The organism is Corynebacterium sp. TUM25015 (genome assembly GCF_056393505.1).
This window is the reverse complement of sequence record NZ_CM150783.1, coordinates 1,814,262-1,836,955: the sequence shown is the minus strand read 5'-3', so window position 1 is coordinate 1,836,955 and position 22,694 is coordinate 1,814,262. Positions and strand designations below refer to the sequence as shown.

At 59.3% G+C, this 22,694-nt stretch carries 18 protein-coding genes; 17 read left to right on the top strand and 1 reads right to left on the bottom strand.

Annotated features, from left to right (window positions below; genetic code table 11):
* Positions 1–65: 65 nt before the first annotated feature.
* Together AC06DS_RS08300 and AC06DS_RS08295 are read left to right on the top strand one after the other, a co-directional pair.
* On the top strand, positions 66–2,204 hold the full coding sequence (locus tag AC06DS_RS08300) for a bifunctional metallophosphatase/5'-nucleotidase (protein WP_477100491.1): 2,139 nt from the start codon (positions 66–68) through the stop codon (positions 2,202–2,204).
* A gap of 84 nt (positions 2,205–2,288) precedes the next feature.
* The gene (locus tag AC06DS_RS08295) at positions 2,289–5,096 is read left to right on the top strand and encodes an ExeM/NucH family extracellular endonuclease (protein ID WP_477100490.1); all 2,808 of its coding nucleotides are present in this window, start codon (positions 2,289–2,291) and stop codon (positions 5,094–5,096) included.
* A 29-nt stretch (positions 5,097–5,125) separates the two neighbouring features.
* Here AC06DS_RS08295 and ypfJ read toward each other — a convergent pair whose 3' ends face one another.
* Positions 5,126–6,085, bottom strand: a complete 960-nt coding sequence (ypfJ, locus tag AC06DS_RS08290) for a KPN_02809 family neutral zinc metallopeptidase (protein ID WP_477100489.1) — start codon at positions 6,083–6,085, stop codon at positions 5,126–5,128.
* 134 nt (positions 6,086–6,219) lie between these two features.
* On the opposite strand from ypfJ, the gene aspS reads away from it, so the two are divergent.
* From aspS to nusB, 15 genes are all read left to right on the top strand, one after another.
* Positions 6,220–8,022, top strand: coding sequence for an aspartate--tRNA ligase (gene aspS, locus AC06DS_RS08285; protein ID WP_477100488.1), 1,803 nt, complete (start codon positions 6,220–6,222; stop codon positions 8,020–8,022).
* 10 nt (positions 8,023–8,032) lie between these two features.
* On the top strand, positions 8,033–9,295 hold the full coding sequence (locus tag AC06DS_RS08280; protein WP_477100487.1) for a phosphotransferase: 1,263 nt from the start codon (positions 8,033–8,035) through the stop codon (positions 9,293–9,295).
* 21 nt (positions 9,296–9,316) lie between these two features.
* Entirely contained in the window at positions 9,317–10,711 is a 1,395-nt protein-coding gene (locus AC06DS_RS08275; protein ID WP_477100486.1) for a replication-associated recombination protein A, read from the top strand.
* Between the two features lie 78 nt (positions 10,712–10,789).
* Entirely contained in the window at positions 10,790–13,453 is a 2,664-nt protein-coding gene (gene alaS / locus AC06DS_RS08270) for an alanine--tRNA ligase (protein WP_477100485.1), read from the top strand.
* 20 nt (positions 13,454–13,473) lie between these two features.
* Complete coding sequence (gene ruvX / locus AC06DS_RS08265) at positions 13,474–13,941, top strand: Holliday junction resolvase RuvX (RefSeq protein WP_477100484.1); 468 nt, start codon at positions 13,474–13,476, stop codon at positions 13,939–13,941.
* Between the two features lie 97 nt (positions 13,942–14,038).
* Positions 14,039–15,175, top strand: coding sequence for an endolytic transglycosylase MltG (mltG, locus tag AC06DS_RS08260; RefSeq protein WP_477100483.1), 1,137 nt, complete (start codon positions 14,039–14,041; stop codon positions 15,173–15,175).
* A gap of 61 nt (positions 15,176–15,236) precedes the next feature.
* Positions 15,237–16,121, top strand: a complete 885-nt coding sequence (locus AC06DS_RS08255; RefSeq protein ID WP_477100482.1) for a shikimate dehydrogenase — start codon at positions 15,237–15,239, stop codon at positions 16,119–16,121.
* A 100-nt stretch (positions 16,122–16,221) separates the two neighbouring features.
* Complete coding sequence (locus tag AC06DS_RS08250; protein WP_448307630.1) at positions 16,222–16,707, top strand: prepilin peptidase; 486 nt, start codon at positions 16,222–16,224, stop codon at positions 16,705–16,707.
* Positions 16,708–16,761: 54 nt separating this feature from the next.
* The gene (gene aroC / locus AC06DS_RS08245) at positions 16,762–18,021 is read left to right on the top strand and encodes a chorismate synthase (RefSeq protein ID WP_477100481.1); all 1,260 of its coding nucleotides are present in this window, start codon (positions 16,762–16,764) and stop codon (positions 18,019–18,021) included.
* Entirely contained in the window at positions 18,018–18,578 is a 561-nt protein-coding gene (locus tag AC06DS_RS08240) for a shikimate kinase (RefSeq protein ID WP_477100480.1), read from the top strand. The genes aroC and AC06DS_RS08240 overlap by 4 nt, the downstream gene beginning before the upstream one ends.
* 60 nt (positions 18,579–18,638) lie before the next feature.
* Complete coding sequence (gene aroB / locus AC06DS_RS08235; RefSeq protein WP_477100479.1) at positions 18,639–19,745, top strand: 3-dehydroquinate synthase; 1,107 nt, start codon at positions 18,639–18,641, stop codon at positions 19,743–19,745.
* 48 nt (positions 19,746–19,793) lie between these two features.
* Positions 19,794–20,246 carry a type II 3-dehydroquinate dehydratase gene (aroQ, locus tag AC06DS_RS08230; protein WP_477100478.1) on the top strand — a complete coding sequence of 151 codons (453 nt, stop codon included), beginning with the start codon at positions 19,794–19,796 and terminating at the stop codon, positions 20,244–20,246.
* 46 nt (positions 20,247–20,292) lie between these two features.
* Positions 20,293–21,381, top strand: a complete 1,089-nt coding sequence (locus tag AC06DS_RS08225) for a M24 family metallopeptidase (RefSeq protein WP_477100477.1) — start codon at positions 20,293–20,295, stop codon at positions 21,379–21,381.
* A 63-nt stretch (positions 21,382–21,444) separates the two neighbouring features.
* Positions 21,445–22,008: an elongation factor P gene (efp, locus tag AC06DS_RS08220; RefSeq protein ID WP_293791514.1), complete on the top strand. Its 564-nt coding sequence runs from the start codon at positions 21,445–21,447 to the stop codon at positions 22,006–22,008.
* A gap of 21 nt (positions 22,009–22,029) precedes the next feature.
* Positions 22,030–22,653, top strand: a complete 624-nt coding sequence (nusB, locus tag AC06DS_RS08215) for a transcription antitermination factor NusB (protein WP_477100476.1) — start codon at positions 22,030–22,032, stop codon at positions 22,651–22,653.
* Positions 22,654–22,694: the final 41 nt, after the last annotated feature.

Sequence of the window (22,694 nt, the reverse complement as noted above, 5' to 3'; positions counted from 1 at the left end):
TTGTAACACTTTCTTTTTACGCAATTGTTTGCGATTGACGATTTCCAACGAGGAGAAAACCCCAAGTGTTCAAGCTGTCTCGCCGCAGTTCCCGTGCCGTGATGACCTTCGCCATGGCACCAACCCTGGCTCTCGCGGGCCTGAACGTCCCTGCATACGCCGCTGAGTCCGACCAGGTTAGCCTTAACATCATCGGCGTTACCGACTTCCACGGCCACCTGTCCCAGGCCAAGGACCGCAACGACAACATCAAGGAGCCCGGCGCGGCCGTGATGGCCTGCTACGTCAACAAGGAGCGCGAAGAGAACCCGAACACCAGCTTCGTATCCGCAGGCGACAACATCGGTGGCTCCCCGTTCGAATCCTCCATCCTGAAGGACGAGCCCACCATTGAGGCACTGAACAAGATGGGGCTGGAGACCTCCGCAGTAGGTAACCACGAGTTCGACAAGGGGTGGGAGGACCTCGAAGGCCGGGTTGGTGTTAACGGCGACAAGCTGGCAAGGTTCCCCTACTTGGGCGCGAACGTTAAGGGCGCACAGCTCGCTCCCTCTAAGGTCATCGAAAAGGGCGGCGTGAAGATCGGGTATGTCGGTACCGTGACCGACACGACCTCTGAGCTCGTTTCTCCAGACGGCATCAAGGGCATTAGCTTTACCGACCCAGTGGCCGCCACTAACGCAGAGGCACAGCGCCTGAAGGAGAGTGGAGAGGCTGACGTTATCGTGGGTCTGGTTCACGAGGGCATGGACAACACCGGATTCTCTGACAAGGTGGATGCAGTAATCGCTGGCCACACTCATGTTCTGCGCAAGCTGGACGGCAAGCCGGTTCTGGTGCAGCCGGCCAATTACGGAATGGATCTGGCTGACATTGACATCGTCTATGACAAGGCCGCCAAGAAGGTCGTGTCTGTTACCGCCACCAACCGCACCACTAAAGACATGATGGACCGCTGTGGCTCCACGCCGGATGAAGAAGTGGCGAAGATCGTCACCGCAGCGAAGAAAAACTCGGAGATCGAGGGGGAGAATGTTGTCACGAACCTGAAGAACGATTTCTACCGTGGTGCAGACGCCGGTGCTGAGACTGGCACCAACCGCGGCACCGAGTCCTCCCTGAACTCCATGATCGCGGACGCCACCCTGTACGGTGTAAACAAGCTGACCGACCTGAACGCCGACATCGGTGTTATGAACGCAGGTGGTGTGCGTGAGGACCTGGCATCCGGCGAGGTGACCTTCGCTGAGGCATTCGCCGTCCAGCCGTTCGGCAACTCCCTGGGCGTTGTGGAGATCACTGGTGAGGACCTGAAGAATGCTCTCGAGCAGCAGTGGCAGCCGGGTGGCAAGCGCCCGATGCTGTCGCTGGGTCTGTCCAAGAACGTGCAATATGCCTACAACCCGGACGCTGAGCAGGGTAAGCGCATCTCCTACGTCACCATCGACGGTAAGCCCCTGGATCCGACGAAGACCTACCGCGTGGCGGGCTCCAGCTTCTTGCTCACCGGTGGCGATGGTTTCGATTCCTTCGCGAAGGGCAAGTTCCAGGACGCAGGGCAGATCGATGTCGATGTATTCAACCGCTACCTGAAGGACAACTCGGATATCTCCATTCGCCCGAACCAGACCTCCGTCGGCGTGCAGCTGTCCGGCGCTGGCGTGGACGAGGCTCAGGTGACCGACGAGGCGCTGCGTGGGACCATCCTGGCTCCGAACAAGGACGTCACCGTCAACCTCAGCTCCCTGAGCTACACGGGTCCTGAGGCAAAGCCGAAGACGGCGACCGCCAAGTTCCTGCGCTGCGAGGGTGAAAAGGCCATCACTGTCGGTGAGGCTTCCGAAGATATGGACAACACCATCACCGACTCCCGCGACGAAACCGGCAAGGCCACCGTCAACCTTACCGTTCCAGAAGAGGCTGCGTTCCTGCAGATCACCACCGATGCTGGCTCTAAGCTGAACTACCCGATCTCCGTCGAAGGCAAGCTCGATGTCGATCGTGGCTGCGGTGCAACGTCGGACGAGAAGCCGGGTGCAGAAGGCTCCCTGTCCGGTTCCTCCACCGGCGGCATCATCGGCACCATCCTGGGCATCCTCGCCGTGATCATCGGTGGCGCAACTGCCATCGCTTGGGTGCAGAACCACGGTGGCATCCCGACCCATATCCTGCCGAAGTGGGCTCGCGACCTGCTCCACATCTAATCACCTGACATCAACACTGATTCACCATTTCAGCTCTCGCACCTTTAATGCGGGGGCTGTTTTCACCAGAAAGCTTGAAGAAATATGAAGGCTCGTTTCAAGACCATCACCTCCGTCGCAACGTTCAGTGCTTTGGCACTCGGCGCCAATGTCCTTTCTGTTCCAACCGTAGGAGCAACCCCCGCTGGAGATAACGTCGTCATCAGCGCTGTTTACGGTGGCGGCGGAAACTCCGGCGCCACCTTGAAGAATGACTATGTGGAGCTTTTCAACCCAACCGATAAGCCCATCAGCCTGGACGGCTGGACCGTCCAATATCTTTCCGCAAAGGGAAATAACAATGGCCACCCCGTTGCCCTATCCGGCACGATTCAGCCGAAGTCGTTCTACCTGATCAAGGGCGCTGCGCGTAATGGCGGTACCCAGGACTTTGTTTCGGACGCCACCGGGGACAACCTGGATCTGAGCGGTTCCAATGGCACCGTCGTGTTGAGCGACACCGCCGACAAATGGGCTGCAGGTAACCCCGCGATCGACATTGTGGGCTACGGCAATGCGCAGGTGAATGAAGCTGCCGGTACTGGGACTCTGAGCTCCACCAAGGCAGCAGCTCGTGCTGCCGATGGCAAGGATACCGACGACAATAGCGTCGACTTCACCGTCGGCGCTCCGGCTCCACGTTTCAGCGGTGGTAATGCTCTTGATCCCAATGCGACGGCACCGGAACAGCCGGAAAATCTCACTAATCCGGAACAACCGGGCGAAGCAGAGCAGAAGAAGATCTCCGAGATCCAGGGCACGGGTGCAGAGTCCCCGCTGGTGGACAAAGAGGTAAAGACCGCAGGCTGGGTAACTGCTAGCTACCCGTCCGGGGGATTCGATGGCTTCACGATTCAGGAGGGAGGTACAGCCAAGCTGCACAAGCTGGGAGAGGCCTCCCAGGCCGTGTTTGTCTACACCGGCAAGAATGGCACTCCGGCCGATCTGGGTAAGTGCGTCGTTGTTACGGGCAAGGTAGGAGAGCACGCTGAATCTACGCAGATCGGTTTTGCAAAGTACACCGAATCCACCAACCCTGCCGAGGACTGTGGCGAAAAGCCAGAACCAATCTCTGATTCGATCCCGCTGGACGAGGAGACTCGCGAGGCAAATGAGCACATGCTGTTCAAGCCATCTGCGACGTACACCGTCACCAACAACTACAACTTGAACCAGTACGGCACTGTAGACCTGGTGGAAGGTGACAAGCCCCTGTACCAGGCGACTGCCATGGTGGCGCCCGGTGCGGAAGCTCAAGCTTATGAGGCCGGTAATGCCAAGCGCGTGGTTACCCTGGACGATGGCGCGACGCTGAATTACTTCCGCAACAAGGACGCGCAAAATACACCACAGCCGTACCTGAAGACGGCGGAGGGTATCAAGTCGCTGCGCTCCGGGGATCAGGTAAGCTTCGCCAACCCGGTGGTGCTTTCCTACAATTTCAAAACGTGGGGATTGCAGCCGACACGTCAGGTCACGGGGGATACTGCCCAGGCTGACCTGCCGATCAACTGGGAGGATTCACGTCCTGCCGAGGAAAACGGTCCGGAGGCCGTCGGCGGTAGCCATTCCATTGCCAGCTTTAACGTGTTGAACTACTTCACCGATTTGGGGCAAGGCGAGGCCGGCTGCAAGGCTTACAACGATCGCGAAGGCAACCCCGTAGCTACTGATTCCTGCAAGGTTCGTGGAGCCTACTCGGAACAAGCATTCAAGGACCAGCAGTCCAAGATCGTCAAGGCAATCAACACTCTCGACGTCTCCGTTTTGGGGCTGGAAGAGATTGAGAACTCCGCTCGCTTCGGCCAGGACCGCGATGCAGCACTGAAGCACCTCGTTGATGAGCTCAACGAAGCTGGCGGAAATTGGAAGTACGTGCCAAGCCCGAGCAAGGTGGCGAAGAACGAGGATGTGATCCGCACGGCGTTTATCTACCAGCCGGACAAGGTAGAGCCGGTCGGGGAGTCCAAGATTCTCGACGTTAACGCCTTCGACGGGATTGCCCGTCAGCCACTGGCGCAGCAGTTCAAGAACAAGGGCGCGGCTGATGACCAGGCATTCGTGGCGGTTGTCAACCATTACAAGTCCAAGGGGAGTGTAGCCAGGGGAGACGCTGACACCGGCGATGGCCAGGGCAACAACGCTCGCCTGCGAGCCGACATGTCCCGCGAGCTGGTGAAGTGGTTGCGTGAGGATCCCGATCTCAAGGACAAGCCGCAGTTCGTGCTAGGCGACTTCAATGCTTATGCGAAGGAAGAGGCAATCAGCATCATCGAAGAGGCGGGCTACACCAACCTCGAAGATAAGTACGAGGCGGGCCACTCCTACCAGTTCGGTGGACGTTTGGGATCCCTGGACCACGTCCTAGCCAATGAAAAAGCAACGCAACTGGCCACCGGTGCGGATGTCTGGGACATCAACGCCGACGAGTCGGTGGCGTTTGAGTATTCGCGCCGGAACTACAACGTGGTGGACTTCTATGAGCCGAATGTCTTCCGTGCTTCGGATCACGATCCGATCAAGGTGGGCTTCAATGCTCCGGGGGCTGACCCGAAGCCGGCGCCGGAACCCGAGGAGCCGGGCGACCCCGGTAAGCCCGGTACTGGCGACAAGCCGGGTGGATCTTCTGGCTCTTCGGATGATACCCCTGGTTCCACGGGATCTTCTGGTTCTAGCGATAACCAGAAGGGCGAAATCAGTGGCTCTGCCAAGGCTGGCATCATCACCACGATCATCCTTGGCATTATTGCTCTGGGCGCTGGCAGCGCCGGCGTATGGGGTTGGATCAACCACCTGATTCCAGCCCACGCTGTGCCAAGCTGGCTGCGGCCTTTCCTTCCTCCGCAGCGCTAGGGCAGTATCTAGGCCACTATCCAGGGCGTTTAGCGCTGGAAGTCCTGGTGGCAGGACTTCATAGTGCCACCCTGGTAGCCGCGCATAAACCAGTCCACGCGCATCTTTGAGGATCCGTGGGTCCATTTGTCAGGGTTAACTTCCTGCCCGGCGCTGGACTGGATGGCGTCATCACCAATGGCACGGGCGGTCTTAATTGCCTGCTCGACCTGCTCCTGGGTGAGGGGCTCCAAGAGAGCTCCCTCGCCCTTATCTGCGTTCTGGGCCCACACACCGGCGTAGCAGTCGGCTTGGACTTCCATTTTCACCGCATTGGAGTCCTCGCCTGGATTGTCGTAGTCGCTTAGCCCCAGGTTCCCTTCCAGCTGCTGAATGTGGTGGCCGAACTCGTGGGCAGTGACGTACATCTGTGCGAACGGTCCATCGGAACCGCCCATCTGTTTTAGCTCCTTAAAGAAGGGCGTGGACATGTACACCGTCTCGTCGCCTGGGCAGTAGAAAGGCCCTGTGTTGGCGAGGTTTGCCGATCCGCACCTGGTACTGGTTTGGCCTTCGGCAATCACAAGCCCAGGCTTGGTGTAATCGATCCCGGCTTCCTCGGGAAGTGCTCGGCCCCAGAAATCGTCGACGGAAGTCGCGGTCGCCAGGATTCGGCAGTCGTCGTCCTTATTCGCGTCATCGGCGGTCTTGCAGTGCTCGAAGCCTTCACCCTGCCTACTATTACTGACGCCCGCACGCTGGTCGGAGGCATTGTTCCCACCCAACATTCCGAGTCCGCCGTTAAAGAGGAACACCAGAATGGCGGCAACGATGATTCCCGGAATGCCGAAGCGGCGAGCGAGGGCGCCAAAAAGTAGGCCGGTAAACAGGCCGCCGCCCCCACCTTGGTTGCCACCCCCGCCCCCGAGGCCAAAACCGCCTCCGCCGGAGCCGGTACCTCCGCGCTGTCCACGATCGGAATAGTTGTTCAGATTGTTGTTAAAAGTCACAAGTGAATCGTGCCATACCTAGGTGACATATACAGCCTTATATGGACAAGGTAAGCTGTAAGGTCGAAAAAGGCTCAAAAGCTAACACTAGCTAACGCTTACGCGAACAATAACGAGGAAGGACTCTGAGGAACGTGCTGCGCACACACCTTGCGGGCGAGCTGCGCCCAGAAAACATCGGCGATGAAGTGACCTTAACTGGCTGGGTCGGTCGTCGACGCGACCACGGTGGAGTCATCTTCATCGACCTGCGCGACCGTACCGGCGTGGCACAGGTCGTTTTCCGTGAGTCCGAGGTAGCCGAGCGCGCACACGACCTGCGCAGCGAGTACTGCCTCAAGGTCACCGGCGTGGTCGAAGCCCGACCTGAAGGATCGGAGAACCCAAACCTGGCTTCCGGCGGCATCGAGGTCAACGTTTCCGAGCTGGAAGTTCTGAATGCCTCGGCTGCGCTACCGTTCCAGATTGACGATCCTTCCACCTCCGGTGAGGTGGGCGAGGAGACTCGCCTGAAGTACCGCTACCTTGACTTGCGTCGCAAGTCCCAAGGTGATGCTCTGCGTCTGCGTTCTCGCGTGAACCAGGCCGCCCGCGGTGTGCTGGCCAACCACGACTTCACGGAAATCGAAACTCCGACGCTGACGCGCTCCACCCCAGAGGGAGCTCGTGACTTCCTGGTGCCGGCGCGTCTGCGCCCAGGCACTTTCTACGCCCTTCCGCAGTCCCCGCAGCTGTTTAAGCAGCTACTGATGGTCGCGGGCATGGAGCGTTACTACCAGATCGCCCGCTGCTACCGCGACGAGGACTTCCGCGCAGATCGCCAGCCGGAGTTCACACAGCTGGACGTCGAGATGTCGTTCGTCGACCAGGAAGACGTGATCTCCCTGGCCGAGGAAATCCTGGTGGCTATCTGGAAGGAGATCGGCTACGAAATCTCCACCCCGATTCCGCGCATGACCTACGCCGATGCAATGAAGTACTACGGCTCTGACAAGCCGGATCTGCGCTTCGATATCCAAATCACTGAGTGCACCGAGTTCTTCAAGGACACAACCTTCCGCGTTTTCCAAAACGAGTATGTCGGCGCAGTCGTCATGGACGGTGGTGCAGACCAGCCACGCCGCCAGCTAGATGCGTGGCAGGAATGGGCAAAGCAGCGCGGTGCGAAGGGCTTGGCCTACATTCTGGTTGGCGAGGACGGCGAGCTGTCTGGTCCGGTGGCCAAGAACATTACCGACGCTGAGCGCGCTGGCATCGCCGAGCACGTCGGCGCTAAGCCGGGCGACTGCATCTTCTTCGCTGCGGGCGAAACGAAGCCGTCACGTGCCCTGCTGGGTGCAGCGCGCGGTGAAATCGCCAACAAGCTGGGGCTCATCAAGGAAGGCGACTGGGCCTTCACCTGGGTCGTGGACGCCCCTCTGTTCGAACCGGCTGCAGACGCCACAGCCTCCGGCGACGTGGCTCTGGGCAACTCCGCTTGGACCGCCGTGCACCACGCCTTTACCTCCCCGAAGCCGGAATACCTGGACAACTTCGACGAGAACCCGGGCGAGGCCCTGGCCTACGCCTACGACATCGTGTGTAACGGCAACGAGATTGGTGGCGGTTCTATCCGTATCCACCAGCCCGACGTCCAGGAGCGCGTGTTCAAGGTCATGGGGATCAGCGAAGAGGAGGCTCGCGAGAAGTTCGGCTTCCTGCTCGATGCGTTCGCCTTCGGCGCCCCGCCACACGGCGGCATCGCTTTCGGCTGGGATCGCATTGTTTCCCTTTTGGGTGGCTTCGATTCCATCCGCGACGTTATCGCCTTCCCCAAGTCCGGCGGTGGCGTAGATCCTCTGACCGACGCTCCGGGCGAAATTTCCGCAGCGCAGCGTAAGGAATCTGGCATCGATTTCAAGCCTAAGAAGGGCCAGCAGGGCCAGAAGGAAAAGTAGGCGATTTAAAGTGCAATCTATCGAGTCCACCGTCGAGGCAGCCACGCAACTTTTGGCTACCCGCTTCGGAGGCTCACCAGAGCTCAGCGACCCGCAGGACCTGGGCGGCAGTGGATCCTCGATGGTTTTGCGCTGCAGGGTGTCTGCCGATCCTTTCCTGCAGGAGCGATCGGTGGTCATTAAGCAGCTGCCGCCAGAGGCCGGACAGGGTGCAGAGTCCAACACGGAGGGCGCCCCAACTGACAGTGGTGGTAGTGCCAGTTTCGGTCCCGATGCGCTAGGCATGCTGCGCGAGGTTGTGGCTTATCAGTACACGAACACGCTGGCCGAGACAGTTCGCCCTGGTCCGGTACTGCTTGCATATGACATCGACCAGCGCCTACTGGTGCTGTCCGACGCTGGAGACGGCACGAGTTTCACTGATGTGCTGACTCTCCACGATTCCAAAGCGAGGGGTGTCGCGCTGCGTAAGCTCGGCCGTTCGCTAGGCAAGATGCATGCCGCGACGTTCGGCGGGGCTTCGGCTTACTCGACGCTGATGCGACGCCAGTGTCAGCGTCATCAGATTAGCCCTGAGGCCATCGATGAATCGGATATCAACGTCGGTGAGCTCATCCAATCTGGCGTGGAGCTCATGACCTCCAATGGTTTGACCATCGACCCGGTGGTACACCGCTACGCCACCCAAGCTGCGGAGCGCCAGACAAAGTCCGAGTATCAGGTCTTTACGCCCTTTGACCTGGCCCCGGACAATGTGATGCTCACCAACAACATTGTGCTGCTCGACTACGAGTGGGCGGGATTCCGGGATGCTGCATTTGATGTGGCGTGTGTAGTCGCGGGCTTCCCACAGGACAACACGACCCCCGCTCTGGACGAACCCGAGACTACTGAGTTCCTGGCTGCTTGGCGTGCCGAAGCTCAGCAGATTTGGCCTACGATCTCTGACGACGAAGTGTTCCACGAATGGGTGATGTCAGCCCTTATTGGCTGGGCTTTCCTGTCGTTGATCATGATGTATTACGGGCGCCTTTCGGTGGCCAAGCATTCCTCTTTCGTCTTCGGCGAAGAGTCCGACAACCAGGACGTTTCCCGCTCCATCCGTCATATGTCGGAGGAGCAGTTGGAAGACCTCGCCACGACAGTGGAGGCCATCGAGCGTTTCTCTCGCCGTCGCGACTCCAAGGATTTCGAGGCTATCGGCGCTTTTGCACGTATGCTTCTGAAGGTTCTGGCGCAACTGGGGGCTTTCCCTCACGAGCGCGAGGGCTAGCCTCGACGAGGTGTAAAACCTATGGACGATCTTTTCTCCCACACTGGCCAGGGCGACAAGAAAAGGCAGGAAAGCAGTGCCGATCAGGCGTCCGCAGAGGCCTACTTTCACCCAGGCACCCATGCGCCGCTGGCCGTTCGTATGCGCCCGCGCACACTGGATGAGGTAGTGGGGCAGGACAAGGTTCTCGGCCCCGGTTCGCCATTGCGCCGCCTGATCGAGGGCCAGGGTGATACCTCCGTGATTCTTTACGGACCGCCCGGCACAGGAAAGACGACAATCGCCAGCCTGATCTCGCAGGCCTCGGGGCGCCGCTTTGAGGCATTAAGCGCCCTGAACTCCGGTGTCAAGGAAGTCCGCGCCATTATCGAGCAGGCCCGCAAGCGCCTCCTCCTCGGCGAGCACACCGTCTTGTTTATCGATGAGGTTCACCGCTTTTCGAAGACCCAGCAGGATGCCCTCCTTGCCGCAGTCGAGAACCGTACGGTTCTGCTCGTTGCCGCCACGACCGAGAACCCCTCCTTCTCTGTTGTATCGCCGCTGTTGTCCCGGTCGCTGCTCGTACAACTGTCTTCGCTTAGCGACGCCGACATTCGCACCGTACTCCAACGCGCCCTCGACGATGAGCGAGGATACGGTGGGCGCTTGCATGTTACGGAGGAAGCCTTAGACCAACTCGTTGCCATGTCCGCAGGAGACGCCAGGCGCAGCTTGACTTACTTGGAAGCCGCAGCCGAGGGAGTCCAGTTCGATGGGGAAAATGAAGTTGGGGAGCTGGTGGCGTCCCAAGTAAAAAAGTCCCTGAATAAGGCCGTGGCGCGCTACGACCGCGACGGCGACCAGCACTACGACATCACCAGTGCCTTCATCAAATCCATCCGTGGGTCGGACCCTGACGCGGCTTTGCACTACCTGGCGAGAATGCTAGAGGGTGGGGAAGACCCGCGGTTTATTGCGCGCAGACTCGTGATTCATGCCAGCGAGGACATCGGCATGGCGGATCCACAAGCACTGCAGGTTGCCGTCGCTGCGTACCACGCAGTGAGCTTTATTGGCATGCCGGAGGCACGCCTGAACCTGGCGCAGGCCACAATCCACCTGGCTACCGCCCCGAAATCCAATGGAGTGATCGCCGCGATTAACTCCGCTATCGGGGATGTTCAGGCAGGTAGGGGCGGGGCGGTGCCGGCGCATTTGCGCGATGGTCATTACCAGGGCGCTAAGGCATTAGGTAATGCGGTGGGGTACGTCTACCCGCACGATGACCCCAAGGGAGTTGTCCCGCAGCAATATCTGCCGGAGGATTTGAAGGATGCCGTGTACTACCGTCCAACCACCCATGGGCACGAAAAGACCATTGCCGCTCGGTTGAGTAGCCTGAGGGCTATCGTTCGCTCCTTTTTGACCCGGGGGTAGAATGTATGCGTTCCATCTACGGTTTACACTGACCGACGATTAAAACTTTCGACTAAAAAGCTACGAGGTAAAGCCAACGTGCAAACGCATGAGATCCGCCAGCGCTTCATCGAGCACTTCACCAAGGCCGGGCACACCGAGGTCCCGAGCGCATCGCTGATCCTGGACGACCCGAATCTGCTGTTCGTCAACGCCGGCATGGTGCCGTTTAAGCCTTACTTCCTAGGCCAGCAAAACCCACCGTTCGAGAATGGCACTGCAACGTCTATCCAGAAGTGCGTGCGCACGCTCGATATCGACGAGGTTGGCATCACCACCCGTCACAACACGTTCTTCCAGATGGCAGGCAACTTCTCCTTTGGTGCCTATTTCAAGGAAGGCGCTATCACGCACGCCTGGACGCTGCTGACTAATCCAGTGGACGAGGGCGGCCTGGGGCTCGACCCGGAGCGTCTGTGGGTCACCGTCTACACCGATGATGACGAGGCTGCAGAGATCTGGAACAAGAAGATCGGCGTGCCTGAGCACAAGATCCAGCGCCTTGGTATGGAGGACAACTACTGGTCCATGGGCATCCCGGGCCCGTGTGGCCCATGTTCCGAGATCTACTACGACCGCGGGCCGGAGCACGGCAAGGAGGGGGGGCCGATTGTCGACGACACCCGCTACATCGAGATTTGGAACCTCGTGTTCATGGAGAACGAACGTGGCGAGGGGCTTGGAAAGGGCAACTTCGAAATCGTCGGCAAGCTGCCGAAGAAGAACATCGATACCGGCCTCGGCATCGAGCGTGTGGCCTGCATCCTGCAGGACGTGGACAATGTCTACGAAACCGACCTGCTGCGCCCTGTCATCGACGTCGCCCAGGAGGTAACAGGCGCGAAGTACGGTGCCGATAAGACCAACGATGTGCGCTTCCGCGTCATCGCCGACCACTCACGCACTGGCCTTATGCTGATGCTCGACGGCGTGACCCCCGGTAACGAGGGGCGCGGTTACATCCTGCGTCGTCTGCTGCGTCGCATTATCCGTTCTGCCCGCCTGCTGGGTGCAACGGGCGAGACGCTGGAGAAGTTCATGGATACCGTGCGGGAGACCATGACCCCGTCCTACCCAGAGATCGCCGACAACTACGAACGCATCCGCGCAGTGGCTCTGGCCGAGGAGAAGTCTTTCCTGAAGACCCTGGAATCCGGATCCCAGATGTTCGACAACTGGGCTCACGGCGCCAAGGAGCGCGGCGAGGATACCGTCCCGGGCGATGTCGCTTTCTCCCTGCACGACACCCATGGCTTCCCGATCGATTTGACCCAGGAGATGGCCGCCGAGGCCGGCCTGAAGGTGGATATCGATGGCTTCCATGACCTCATGGCGGAGCAGAAGGCCCGCGCCAAGGCCGACAACAATGCCAAGAAGTTAGGCCACGTGGATCAGACGATCTACCGCCCGTTCGTGGACAATCACCCGACTGTGTTCACCGGCTACGAGAACCTGGCCGACGAGGCTTCCGTGCTGGGCATTATCCGTGACGGCGCGCTCGTGGAGACCGCTCCGGGGGGTGCTGCCGCCCAGGTGATTCTGGACCGCACCCCGTTCTACGCCGAAGCCGGTGGTCAGATGGCCGACCGTGGTGAGATGAAGTCCACCTCGGGTGCCGCCCGCGTCGAGGATGTGCAGAAGGTCGGTAAGAAGGTGTGGGTGCACCATGTGACCGTTAGCGGTGGTGAGCTGGCTGTGGGACAGAAGATCCAGGCCACTGTCGATAAGGCTTGGCGCCACCAGGCCCGTCAGGCGCACTCCGGTACCCACCTGATCCACGCCGCACTGCGTGAGGTGCTCGGCCCCACAGCCGTACAGGCCGGTTCTATGAACAAGCCGGGCTACCTGCGCTTTGACTTTAACTATGGTGAGCAGCTCACCGAGCACCAGCTGGGTCAGATCGAGGAGATCGCCAACGGTGCCGTTGACAGCGACTACCAGGTCAACACCATCGAAACCTCCCTTGAAGAGGCAAAGGCAATGGGCGCCATGGCGCTCTTCGGCGAAAACTACGGCTCCGAAGTTCGCGTTGTGGAGATTGGCGGACCATTCTCCATGGAGCTTTGCGGTGGTATCCACGTCGATCACTCCTCCCAGATCGGCCCGATCGCCGTGCTGGGCGAGTCCTCCGTCGGATCCGGTATCCGCCGCATCGAGGCATATACGGGTATGGATTCCTTCCGCTTCCTGAGCACCGAAAAGTCCCTTGTTGCGGGTCTGGCTACCAGTTTGAAGACTCCCAGCGAGGAACTCCCTGAACGTATCGATAGCCTCACTGCCAAGCTGAAGGCAGCTGAGAAGCAGATCCAGCAGCTGCGTGGCCAGCAACTGCAGAGCCAGGTCGGCGAGCTGGTAAACAAAGCCGAGACTATTGGCGACGTCAAGGTACTGGCCCAGCAGCTGCCCGAGGGAGTGGCAGCTGGCGATCTGCGTACCCTGGCGATGGATGCAAAGAACCGCCTCGGCTCTGAAGCCGCTGTTGTGGTGTTTGCTTCCGTTGATGGAGACAAGGTGCCTTTCGTCGCCGCTGCCAACGACGCTGCCGTGGCCCAAGGCATCAAGTCTGGCGAGCTGGTCAAGACGTTCGGTGAGAAGGTCGCTGGACGCGGTGGCGGTAAGCCCGCCATGGCTCAGGGCTCTGGTTCTGACGCCGCTGGCATCCCAGCTGGTATTGAGGCCGTCAAGAGCGCGCTGCGCAGTTAAGTGGGATCGAAGGTTTCTTAATGCATACTGAAACGCCAGACCCAGCTACCGATCCCGGCCGTGGTAGGAGGCTAGGCCTCGACGTCGGCACCGTGCGCATCGGGGTGGCGATTTCAGATCCAGACTGCATCCTGGCCACCCCCGTAGAGACCGTGCAGGCCACCGCAGACGATGGTGATGTGCAGCGTGTCGTAGAGATCTGCCGGGAGAACTTCGTCGTGGAAATAGTCGTCGGCCTTCCAGTGGCGCTGCGTGGAAACCATACGCAGAGCACAGTTAATGCGGAGGAGTTTGCCCGGCTAGTTAAAGAGGAATTGCCGGATATCCCCTTGCGCATGGTGGATGAGCGAATGTCCACAATGGCGGCTACTCAGGCTTTTCACGCCTCTGGCGTCAATAGTAAAAAGGGCAGAAAAAAGATCGATCAGGCAGCGGCAGTGCATATCCTGCAGGGGTGGTTAGACACGCGGCGGCGCGTGCTTTCCTAAAATTTATCAATTCGTGAGAAAATGACCGCTGAATTGTAAATCATTGTTGTAGAACTCTGGACGAAAGGGCCCACGACCTATGGGATCGACCCGCAACATGCAGCCAAAGTTTCGCCGGCGCCGCCAGCTTGCCGCCGCGCTGGCTCTCGCTCTGGTTGTTCTGCTGGTCGGTACGTGCGTATACGTTTGGTACCAGCGTGACGTCGTTGCCGTGCGTGACTTCGCAGGCGAAGGTAATGGCAATGTGGTCATGGTTAGGGTCAGCCCAGGCGACTCAGTCGATAGCCTGGCGGAGCAGCTGGTGGACAAAGGCGTAGTCGGATCCCGCCGTGCCCTGATGTCGGCTGCCGAACGCAAGGAACCAGAGCTACAGGCGGGGTACTACCCGTTGCAGGAGGAAATGTCCGCCGACAAGGCGCTCGATTGGCTGTCCAGTGACGAACGCCGTCGGGGTGTGGTCGATATTCCCAATGGTTTGACCCTCAACGATGTGAAAGTGGTTGGGGGCGAAAGCCGCAAGGGCATCTTCAGCCTGATTTCGCAGCAAACCTGCCAGGATGAGCACACCTGCGTGTCCGTCGAAGATTTGCAAAAGGCTGCGGCGCAGACCCCGCCGGAGCAGCTGGAAATCGCGGATTGGGCGATGGAGAAAGTCAAAGCGCGCGGTGATGACCCGAAGCGTATCGAGGGCTTGATTTCCCCAGGCGTTCACCTTTTTGATCCCACGAGCAGCCCCGAGGAGATCCTGAAGTCCTTGCTCAATACCTCCAAGGAGGAGTACCAGGACACTGGGCTTGTTTCTTCGTCCCAGAAGGTAGGCTTGAACCCCTACGACATGCTGGTTGCGGCTTCCCTGGTGGAGCGCGAGGCACCGGAGGGCGACTTCGACAAGGTAGCCCGCGTGATCCTGAACCGTTTGGCGGAGAAGCAGAAGCTGGAGTTCGACTCCACAGTGAACTATGACCTCAGCGAAGTCGAGGTCGCAACGACTGACGCCGACCGTAATCGTGCGACCCCGTGGAATACCTACGCCAAGGAGGGCCTGCCGGAGACCCCGATTTCCTCCCCGGGCCTGCAGGCACTGCACGCCATCGAGAACCCGGCTGATGGCGATTGGCTGTACTTCGTTACGGTGGATCGCAACGGTCGCACCGTTTTCAACCGCGACTTCGCTGCGCACGAGCGTGCTATCGAGGAATCCCGCCGCAACGGTGTTTTGGACTCTAACAGGTAGCACCAGCTTTTAACTCTTAAGAAAAAGTTTTCTCGAAGAAGCACGAATAGGGTGAATTGCTATGTCCGCCGCAGGCCACGTGATCTCGGTCGATGAGTTTCTAGGGATGACCAGTCTGCGCTGTGCAGTGCTGGGCAGTCCGATTGAGCATTCGCTATCCCCGCAGCTGCACACTGCTGGTTATCGCGCCCTTGGCCTGGACATGGACTATGTGCGGGTCGAGGCAGGAGAGTCTCGCGATATTCGTCGGCTAATGGAAGAGTCCGATGGTCTGGTTCGTGGTTTCTCCGTGACCATGCCGGGCAAACAAGCTGCCCTGGAGCTCTCGGATTTGGCTACCACCCGCGCTCAAGAGATCGGGTCGGCCAATACCCTGGTTCCGCAAGGCGACGGCCAATGGCTTGCCGATAACACCGATGTTGACGGGGTTGCTCGTTGCTTGGAGTACATCGGTGGTGGCGATACCGCTGGGCTGCGGGGAGCACGCGCCGTCATCGTTGGAAATGGGGGGACGGCGCGTCCGGCAGTCGCCGCTTTGGCCGCCGCTGGGGTCGAGCATGTGACCGTCCTGGCTCGCTCTGAGCGGGCTCTGAACCTGCAAAGCGTCGTAGAAACGCTGGGTATGGAGTTTTCTTGGTCCCGTTTTGAAGAAGCGGATATCGCTCAGACCTGCGCAGACGCAGCGGTTGTCGTGTCGACTATCCCGGCTCATGCCGCCGCGGAACTTTCCGCAGGGTTGTGTGCTGCCGCGGGTATCGTGGACGTCATTTACGACCCCTATCCCACGCCATTGCTGTCAGCTGCCCAGGCTAAGGCAGTGCCGCATGCGGATGGTCTGCGGATGCTTGCAGGCCAGGCAGAGGAGCAATTCCGCTTGTTCACCGGCAAGTCTGCCCCAAAGGGGCTCATGCTCGATACCGTCCTGCAGGCCAAAGGGCAACTGTAGTTCATAGCCGTTGTGGATAAATCTCTTTTGTCCACAAGGCACTCACTTTCGGAGGTGCCCTGGGCGGTCGCTGTCCGCGCCGCTCGCTAGCCTGCGAGACGTGCCGAACTCCTCGTTTCTTCTTCTCTTCTTGCCCTGGGCGGTTGCTCTCTTAATTTTTGACGCCCGCACCTCCCGTTTGCCCAACTGGCTCACCCTCCCGGGCATTCCCGTGGCAGTAGCGTTGTCGTGGACGATTCCGTGGGCTAACGCTTGGGCGTTTCTTGGTGGGCTGGCCTGGTCGGCACTGGCATTTGGATTACCGCTCATACATCATCGGCTGTTTGCGGGAGCTGGCGATGCAAAGCTTGCTTTGACGACGGGAACTCTTGCGGCTGTGATCTTCCCGCCGGGCGTGATTATTGCCGTGGGACTTAGCGGTCTCATGCACAGCATTTATTTTGCATTCTGCAGCCATTCATTTTCTGGTTTGACGCAGTGGGGTTGTAGGGGATGCACAGCAAACTCAGCTCGGGCGAGTCCACATGGCCCTGCGATGTTGATGGCAACGGGAGTAGTGGTGGTGGCGTCGTTAATGCTGCGTTAATAAAACGTCACGTCATTGGGGCTAGACCTGCACGTGACCTGTATTATGCTTCTTATGCTTCGTTGGACTACTGCAGGTGAATCGCACGGCCAGGCTCTGATTTCTTTGATTGAGAACCTCCCGTCCGGACTCTCGGTCACCCGGGAAGATGTTTCCTATCAGTTGGCACGTCGCCGCCTGGGCTACGGCCGGGGTGCGCGTATGAAGTTTGAGGCGGATGAGGTCACCTTTGTCGGTGGAGTGCGCCACGGCAAGACTCTTGGAAGCCCGGTTGCGGTAATGATCGGTAACACCGAGTGGCCCAAGTGGACCACGATCATGTCGGCCGACCCGGTGGATGAATCCGACCCGGAGGTCGCTAAGGAAATGTCCAGCGGACGTGGTGCAAAGCTGACTCGCCCGCGCCCTGGACACGCGGATTTCTCGGGCATGGTGAAGTACGACCACGATGAAGCACGCCCGATCTTGGAGCGTTCTTCTGCCCGCGAGACGGCTGCTCGCGTCGCAGCTGGCACTTTCGCCAGGGCGCTCCTGCGAGAGGTCTTGGGAGTGGAGGTGCTGTCGCACGTCATTAGTATTGGCCGCTCCGAGCCCTACGCGGGACCCAGCCCGGATTTTTCTGACCTTGAGGCTATTGATGCTTCCCCCGTACGCGCCTTCGATTCTGCGGCTGAAGAGTCCATGGTTGAAGAGATCAAAGCGGCAAAGAAGTCCGGCGATACACTCGGTGGCATCGTCGAAGTTGTGGTGAAGGGTCTGCCGATCGGCTTGGGCTCACATGTCTCTGGTGATGAGCGTCTCGACGCACAGCTGGCAGCTTCCCTCATGGGGATCCAAGCAATCAAAGGTGTGGAGATCGGTGATGGTTTTGAAGAAGCTCGTCGCCGCGGTTCCGAAGCACATGACGAGATGGAGGCCGGTGCGGAAGGCGGAGTACGCCGCCTGAGCAACCGGGCTGGTGGTCTGGAAGGCGGTATGACAAACGGGGAAGATCTGCGCGTCCGCGCCGCCATGAAGCCTATTAGCACTGTTCCGCGTGCCCTGAAGACTGTGGATATGGCAACGGGTGAGGCCGCAACGGGCATTCACCAGCGTTCTGATGTGTGTGCGGTTCCGGCCGCCGGCGTCGTCGCCGAGACGATGGTAGCCCTCGTGCTGGCGCGTGCCGTGCTGAAGAAGTTCGGTGGCGACTCCGTGGCAGAAACGAAGCGCAACGTGCAGTCCTACCTTGAGTACGTGGACAGCCGACTTGACTGGGCTGCCGAGGCGAACAACGCTGCCGATGGGGAAGTGGCGGACGGAGACATCCGATGAGTCCCCGCGCGGTGCTGGTTGGGCTTCCCGGTTCCGGCAAAACCACCATCGGTAAGCGTTTGGCAAATGCTTTGAACCTACAGCTTGTCGACACCGACCATTTGCTCGAAGCCAAGCTAGGGAAGACCTGCAACCAGATCATGGCCGAGCTGGGCGAGCCGGGCTTCCGCGAGCAGGAGGCGATCGTAGTCGCAGAGGCTCTGACCACCGATGGGATCGTTTCCCTCGGAGGGGGCGCCGTAGTCACAGAAAGCACCCGCCACCTGTTGGCAGATCACACGGTGGTCTACCTCAATGTTTCTATTGCTGAAGGCGTTCGTCGCACCTCCGGTTCCAAGACGCGACCGCTTCTGAATGTGGCTGACCCCCGCGGCAAATACGAGGAGCTTTTCGCCCAACGTTCGGCATACTACGAGGAAGTGTCCAACTTCATGGTTCGCTGTGATGGAAAGGAGCCCCGCCGCGTGGTCACAGACATCCTTCGGTTCATTGAAGAGATTCGCCTGGAGCGACTCACCGAGCGCAGTTCCGAGCCCCACGACCCGGTTTTCCGATAGCACTTATCCCAACCCACGACCCTACTGATTGACAACTGATTGACGAGGAATCCCCATCAAATGTCTGACGCACCGCGCCAAACCTCTACACAGCAGCGCATTCGGGTGGCATCTCAGTCGCCCTACGATGTGGTGATTGACCGAGGGATCGAGTTTGCGTCCGAGGAGATTCTCAACGTAGCTGGGAATACCGCCAACTACCTCATCATTCACCAACCGGCTCTGGGCGCTCGCGCGAAAGAACTGGCTGAGCGTCTTTCCTCTGCCGGCTTTAGCGCGCACATCTTTCAGATCGAAGACGCAGAGTCCGCCAAGACAGCAGAATCCGCTGCTGCCTGCTGGGATGAATGCGCGCGCGTCGGCCTCACCCGTGCCGACACCATTATCGGCCTGGGAGGGGGCGCGGCGACTGACCTCGCTGGGTTCATTGCCGCCACGTGGATGCGAGGCATCAAGGTGGTTCACTATCCCACCACATTGCTGGCTATGGTGGATGCGGCCGTGGGCGGCAAGACCGGTATCAACACCCCAGCCGGCAAGAACCTTGTTGGCGCCTTCCACGAACCAAGTGCGGTCATCATCGATCTGGAGGTGCTCGATACTCTCCCACGCGAGGAGATGATCGCCGGATCAGCAGAGATCATCAAAGCGGGCTTCATCGCCGACACCAAAATCCTCGACATCTACGAAGCAGACGCACAGGCTGCACTGGATCCGCACGGTAGTCTGCCGGAGTTGATTGCCCGCGCTATCCAAGTGAAGGCCAATGTGGTGGCGGTAGATCTCAAGGAGTCCAGCCTGCGCGAGATTCTTAACTACGGTCACACCTACGGCCACGCGGTGGAGCACCATGAGGATTATCGCTGGCGCCACGGCCAGGCGGTCGCCGTGGGCATGATTTTCGAAGCGGAGTTGGCCAAGGCCGCTGGATTGTTGAGTGCCGAGGACGTTCGGCGTCACCGCGATATTCTCAACTCTGTGGGGCTGGCGACCAGCTACAACGGCGCTGAGCTCGACGAGCTACTCGCGGCGATGGGGCGAGACAAAAAGAATAAGGGCGGCAAGATCCGTTTCGTCGTTCTCGAAAAGATCGGCACGCCCACCCGCCTGGAAGACCCGAGTGAGGAGCTGTTGCGCGAAGCGTATGCCGCTAGCGTGGAAGCGTAAACCAGAACATAAAACCCAAAACGTATACCCAAGCCTTAGGAGGCAGCGATGAATCCAGCACAACCTCATGCGCCGAAGGTGTGCGTTATTAACGGGCCGAACCTTAATCGCCTGGGCAAGCGCCAGCCCGAGGTCTACGGCACCACCACGCTGGCCGATGTGGAGGATCTGCTAGCCCGCGAGGCACAATCCCTGGGGATCGAGATTGACTTCTTCCAATCGAACCACGAGGGCGATTTGCTGGATCGCATCCACCGTGCCGCCGATGAGAAAGGCGCGATAATCATCAACCCTGGAGGGTTTACCCACACCTCTGTCGCTCTGCGCGATGCGCTCGCTGAGATTGCGGACGGCGCGGGTTTTGTGGAGGTACACATCTCCAATGTTCACGCGCGCGAGGAGTTTCGCCACCACAGCTATCTCAGCCCACTGGCCAACGGCGTCATCGCCGGGCTAGGAATCTACGGCTACGTCGCTGCCCTGCGGTATTTTGCCCAATAAAGCCCAGCTAAACCCCTGCGTAACGCCATAACTTTAAGGAGTGTTGATGTCTAAGAAACTTTTTGACGCCTACCGCACCCGCCGCAATAAGGCCACAGCACTGATCCAGGAGTCCGAGCATGCGGCGCTTCTTATCAGCGACCTGAAGAATGTTCGCTATCTCACCGGTTTTTCCGGTTCTAACGCATTGCTGGTTATCCGTGAGGACGGCGAACATCTGCTCCTGACGGACGGACGCTACGACACGCAGATCCGAATTGAAACCGGCGAGCCTGATGACGTGGCCATTGAGATTGGTAGCAAGCTTTTTGACCGTGCGGCTGAGTTCGCCAAGATGACTGCGGGGGAGAGGTTCGCCGTTGAATCCAGCCTGGCTTATGGCCAGGCTCAGGGCTTGGGCAACCCGCCAGTACTGGCGGATGTGGTGGAAAAGCTGCGCCTTGTAAAAGATGAGCTGGAGATCGAAGCTCTTGCCGAGGCTGGTGAACTGGCCGATAGCGTATGGCGATCCTTTATTGAAGATGGTGGTATCCGCGAGGGCATCACCGAAATTCAGGCTGCCGCAGAGTTGGAGTTCCAGCTTCGTACTGCCGGGGCTGATGGTTTGAGCTTCGACACAATCTTGGCCAGTGGCGTGAATGCCACTAAGCCGCACGCGGGCGTATCTCGAGAGAAGGTTGTTCCCGGGCTAGTGACGGTGGACTTCGGCGTATACCTCAATGGCTATGCCTCCGACCAAACCCGCACAGTCTGTGTGGGGGAGCCAGATGAACTATCCCGCGAGCTCTACGACGTGGTGTACCGTGCGCAGAAGGCCGGTGAAGCGATCCTGGCCCCAGGCGTGGAGCTGCGTAATGTCGACGCGGCCTGTCGAGACGTAATTTCCGAGGCTGGTTATGGCAAGTTCTTTGTGCATTCGACCGGGCACGGCGTGGGGCTCGATGTGCACGAGGCTCCGCGGGCGGCAGCGGGCGTCGATCCCGCAGAAAAGCTTGTAGAAGGCATGACCGTAACAGTAGAGCCGGGCATTTATATCCCGGAAAAAACGGGCTTGCGCATCGAGAACACGTATGTGATTACCGCCGATGGTGCGCGTAGCTTTAATGCCTCGCCGACGGAACTCATCGTCGTTTAGGGTTTGGCGAGCTGCTAGACTGCAATAGCCAAAAATTTTTTACTCGCTAGAAGGAGACCATTCGTGGCAACTACCGCAGACTTCAAGAACGGCCTTGTGCTGAAGATGGACAACAAGCTTCAGCAGATCCTGGAGTTCCAGCACGTCAAGCCGGGCAAGGGCCCTGCTTTCGTTCGCACGAAGCTGAAGGACGTTGTCTCGGGCAAGATCGTCGATAAGACCTTCAATGCCGGTGTAAAGGTCGAGACCGCTACCGTTGACCGTCGCGATATGACCTACCTGTACAACGATGGCACCAACTTCGTTCTGATGGACGAGAAGACCTACGATCAGATTGAGCTGGCTCCGCACCTCATGGGTGATGGCGCTAAGTTCCTGCTGGAGAACACCACCGTGCAGGTTTCCTTCCACGAGGGCGAGCCACTGTTCGCCGAGCTGCCGGTATCCGTTGAGCTGAAGGTTGAGCAGACCGATCCGGGTCTGCAGGGTGATCGATCCACCGGTGGTACCAAGCCCGCCACCCTGGAGACCGGGGCGGAGATTCAGGTACCGCTGTTCATTGAGACCGGTAACGTACTGAAGGTGGATACCCGCACGGGCGAGTACCTATCTCGCGTCAACAACTAAGGCAGCGACTGCTTTTCACCCATGACTGAAGAACGTACAGCTGAGACGAACGCGGGCAAAGGCACCTCGTTTAAGCGCCATGGCTCCCGCTACAAGGCGCGCCGCCGCGCAGTGGACATTCTGTTTGAGGCGGAGTTCCGCGACATCGACCCGGTGGAGATCGTCGAAGAGCGCATTTCCCTGGCCAAGGATGCGGCTAACCAGGTCAAGCCTGTGCCGGAGTACACCCAACAGATTGTGCCCGGAGTGGCAACGAACCTGGATGCGCTGGACGAAGCCATCGCTTTGCACCTTTCCAGCGAGTGGCGCTTGGATCGCCTGCCAGCCGTCGACCGCGCCGTGTTGCGTGTCGCGGCGTGGGAGCTGAAGTTCAACGATGAAGTCCCCTCTCAGGTGGCAGTAGTTGAGGGGGTAGAGCTAGCGAGCGAATACTCCCACGACAAGGCTCCGAGCTACATTCACGCAGTACTGGATGGCATCAACAAGGACATGCAGGTACAGGCTGACCTGCAGATCGCCGATGCAGCTGCAGCGCAGCGTGCCAAAAGCGAGGCAGACGACAACCTGGATTCACTGCTTGGTGACGTTGTAAACGAAGAGGGGGAGGCTTCCGACAAGGAAGCCGGTGATTCCGCGAACGCGTGATAGACTGCGAGTCGGACAATGTAGACATCCTTTAACAGACC

Bases quoted from the DNA above. Each gene is read 5' to 3' on its own strand.
- aroC (WP_477100481.1), top strand. From the start codon at position 16,762: ATGCTTCGTTGGACTACTGCAGGTGAATCGCACGGCCAGGCTCTGATT.
- AC06DS_RS08255 (WP_477100482.1), top strand. From the start codon at position 15,237: ATGTCCGCCGCAGGCCACGTGATCTCGGTCGATGAGTTTCTAGGGATG.
- nusB (WP_477100476.1), top strand. From the start codon at position 22,030: ATGACTGAAGAACGTACAGCTGAGACGAACGCGGGCAAAGGCACCTCG.
- aroB (WP_477100479.1), top strand. From the start codon at position 18,639: ATGTCTGACGCACCGCGCCAAACCTCTACACAGCAGCGCATTCGGGTG.
- ruvX (WP_477100484.1), top strand. From the start codon at position 13,474: ATGCATACTGAAACGCCAGACCCAGCTACCGATCCCGGCCGTGGTAGG.
- AC06DS_RS08275 (WP_477100486.1), top strand. From the start codon at position 9,317: ATGGACGATCTTTTCTCCCACACTGGCCAGGGCGACAAGAAAAGGCAG.
- AC06DS_RS08295 (WP_477100490.1), top strand. From the start codon at position 2,289: ATGAAGGCTCGTTTCAAGACCATCACCTCCGTCGCAACGTTCAGTGCT.
- mltG (WP_477100483.1), top strand. From the start codon at position 14,039: ATGCAGCCAAAGTTTCGCCGGCGCCGCCAGCTTGCCGCCGCGCTGGCT.
- AC06DS_RS08240 (WP_477100480.1), top strand. From the start codon at position 18,018: ATGAGTCCCCGCGCGGTGCTGGTTGGGCTTCCCGGTTCCGGCAAAACC.
- AC06DS_RS08225 (WP_477100477.1), top strand. From the start codon at position 20,293: ATGTCTAAGAAACTTTTTGACGCCTACCGCACCCGCCGCAATAAGGCC.
- aroQ (WP_477100478.1), top strand. From the start codon at position 19,794: ATGAATCCAGCACAACCTCATGCGCCGAAGGTGTGCGTTATTAACGGG.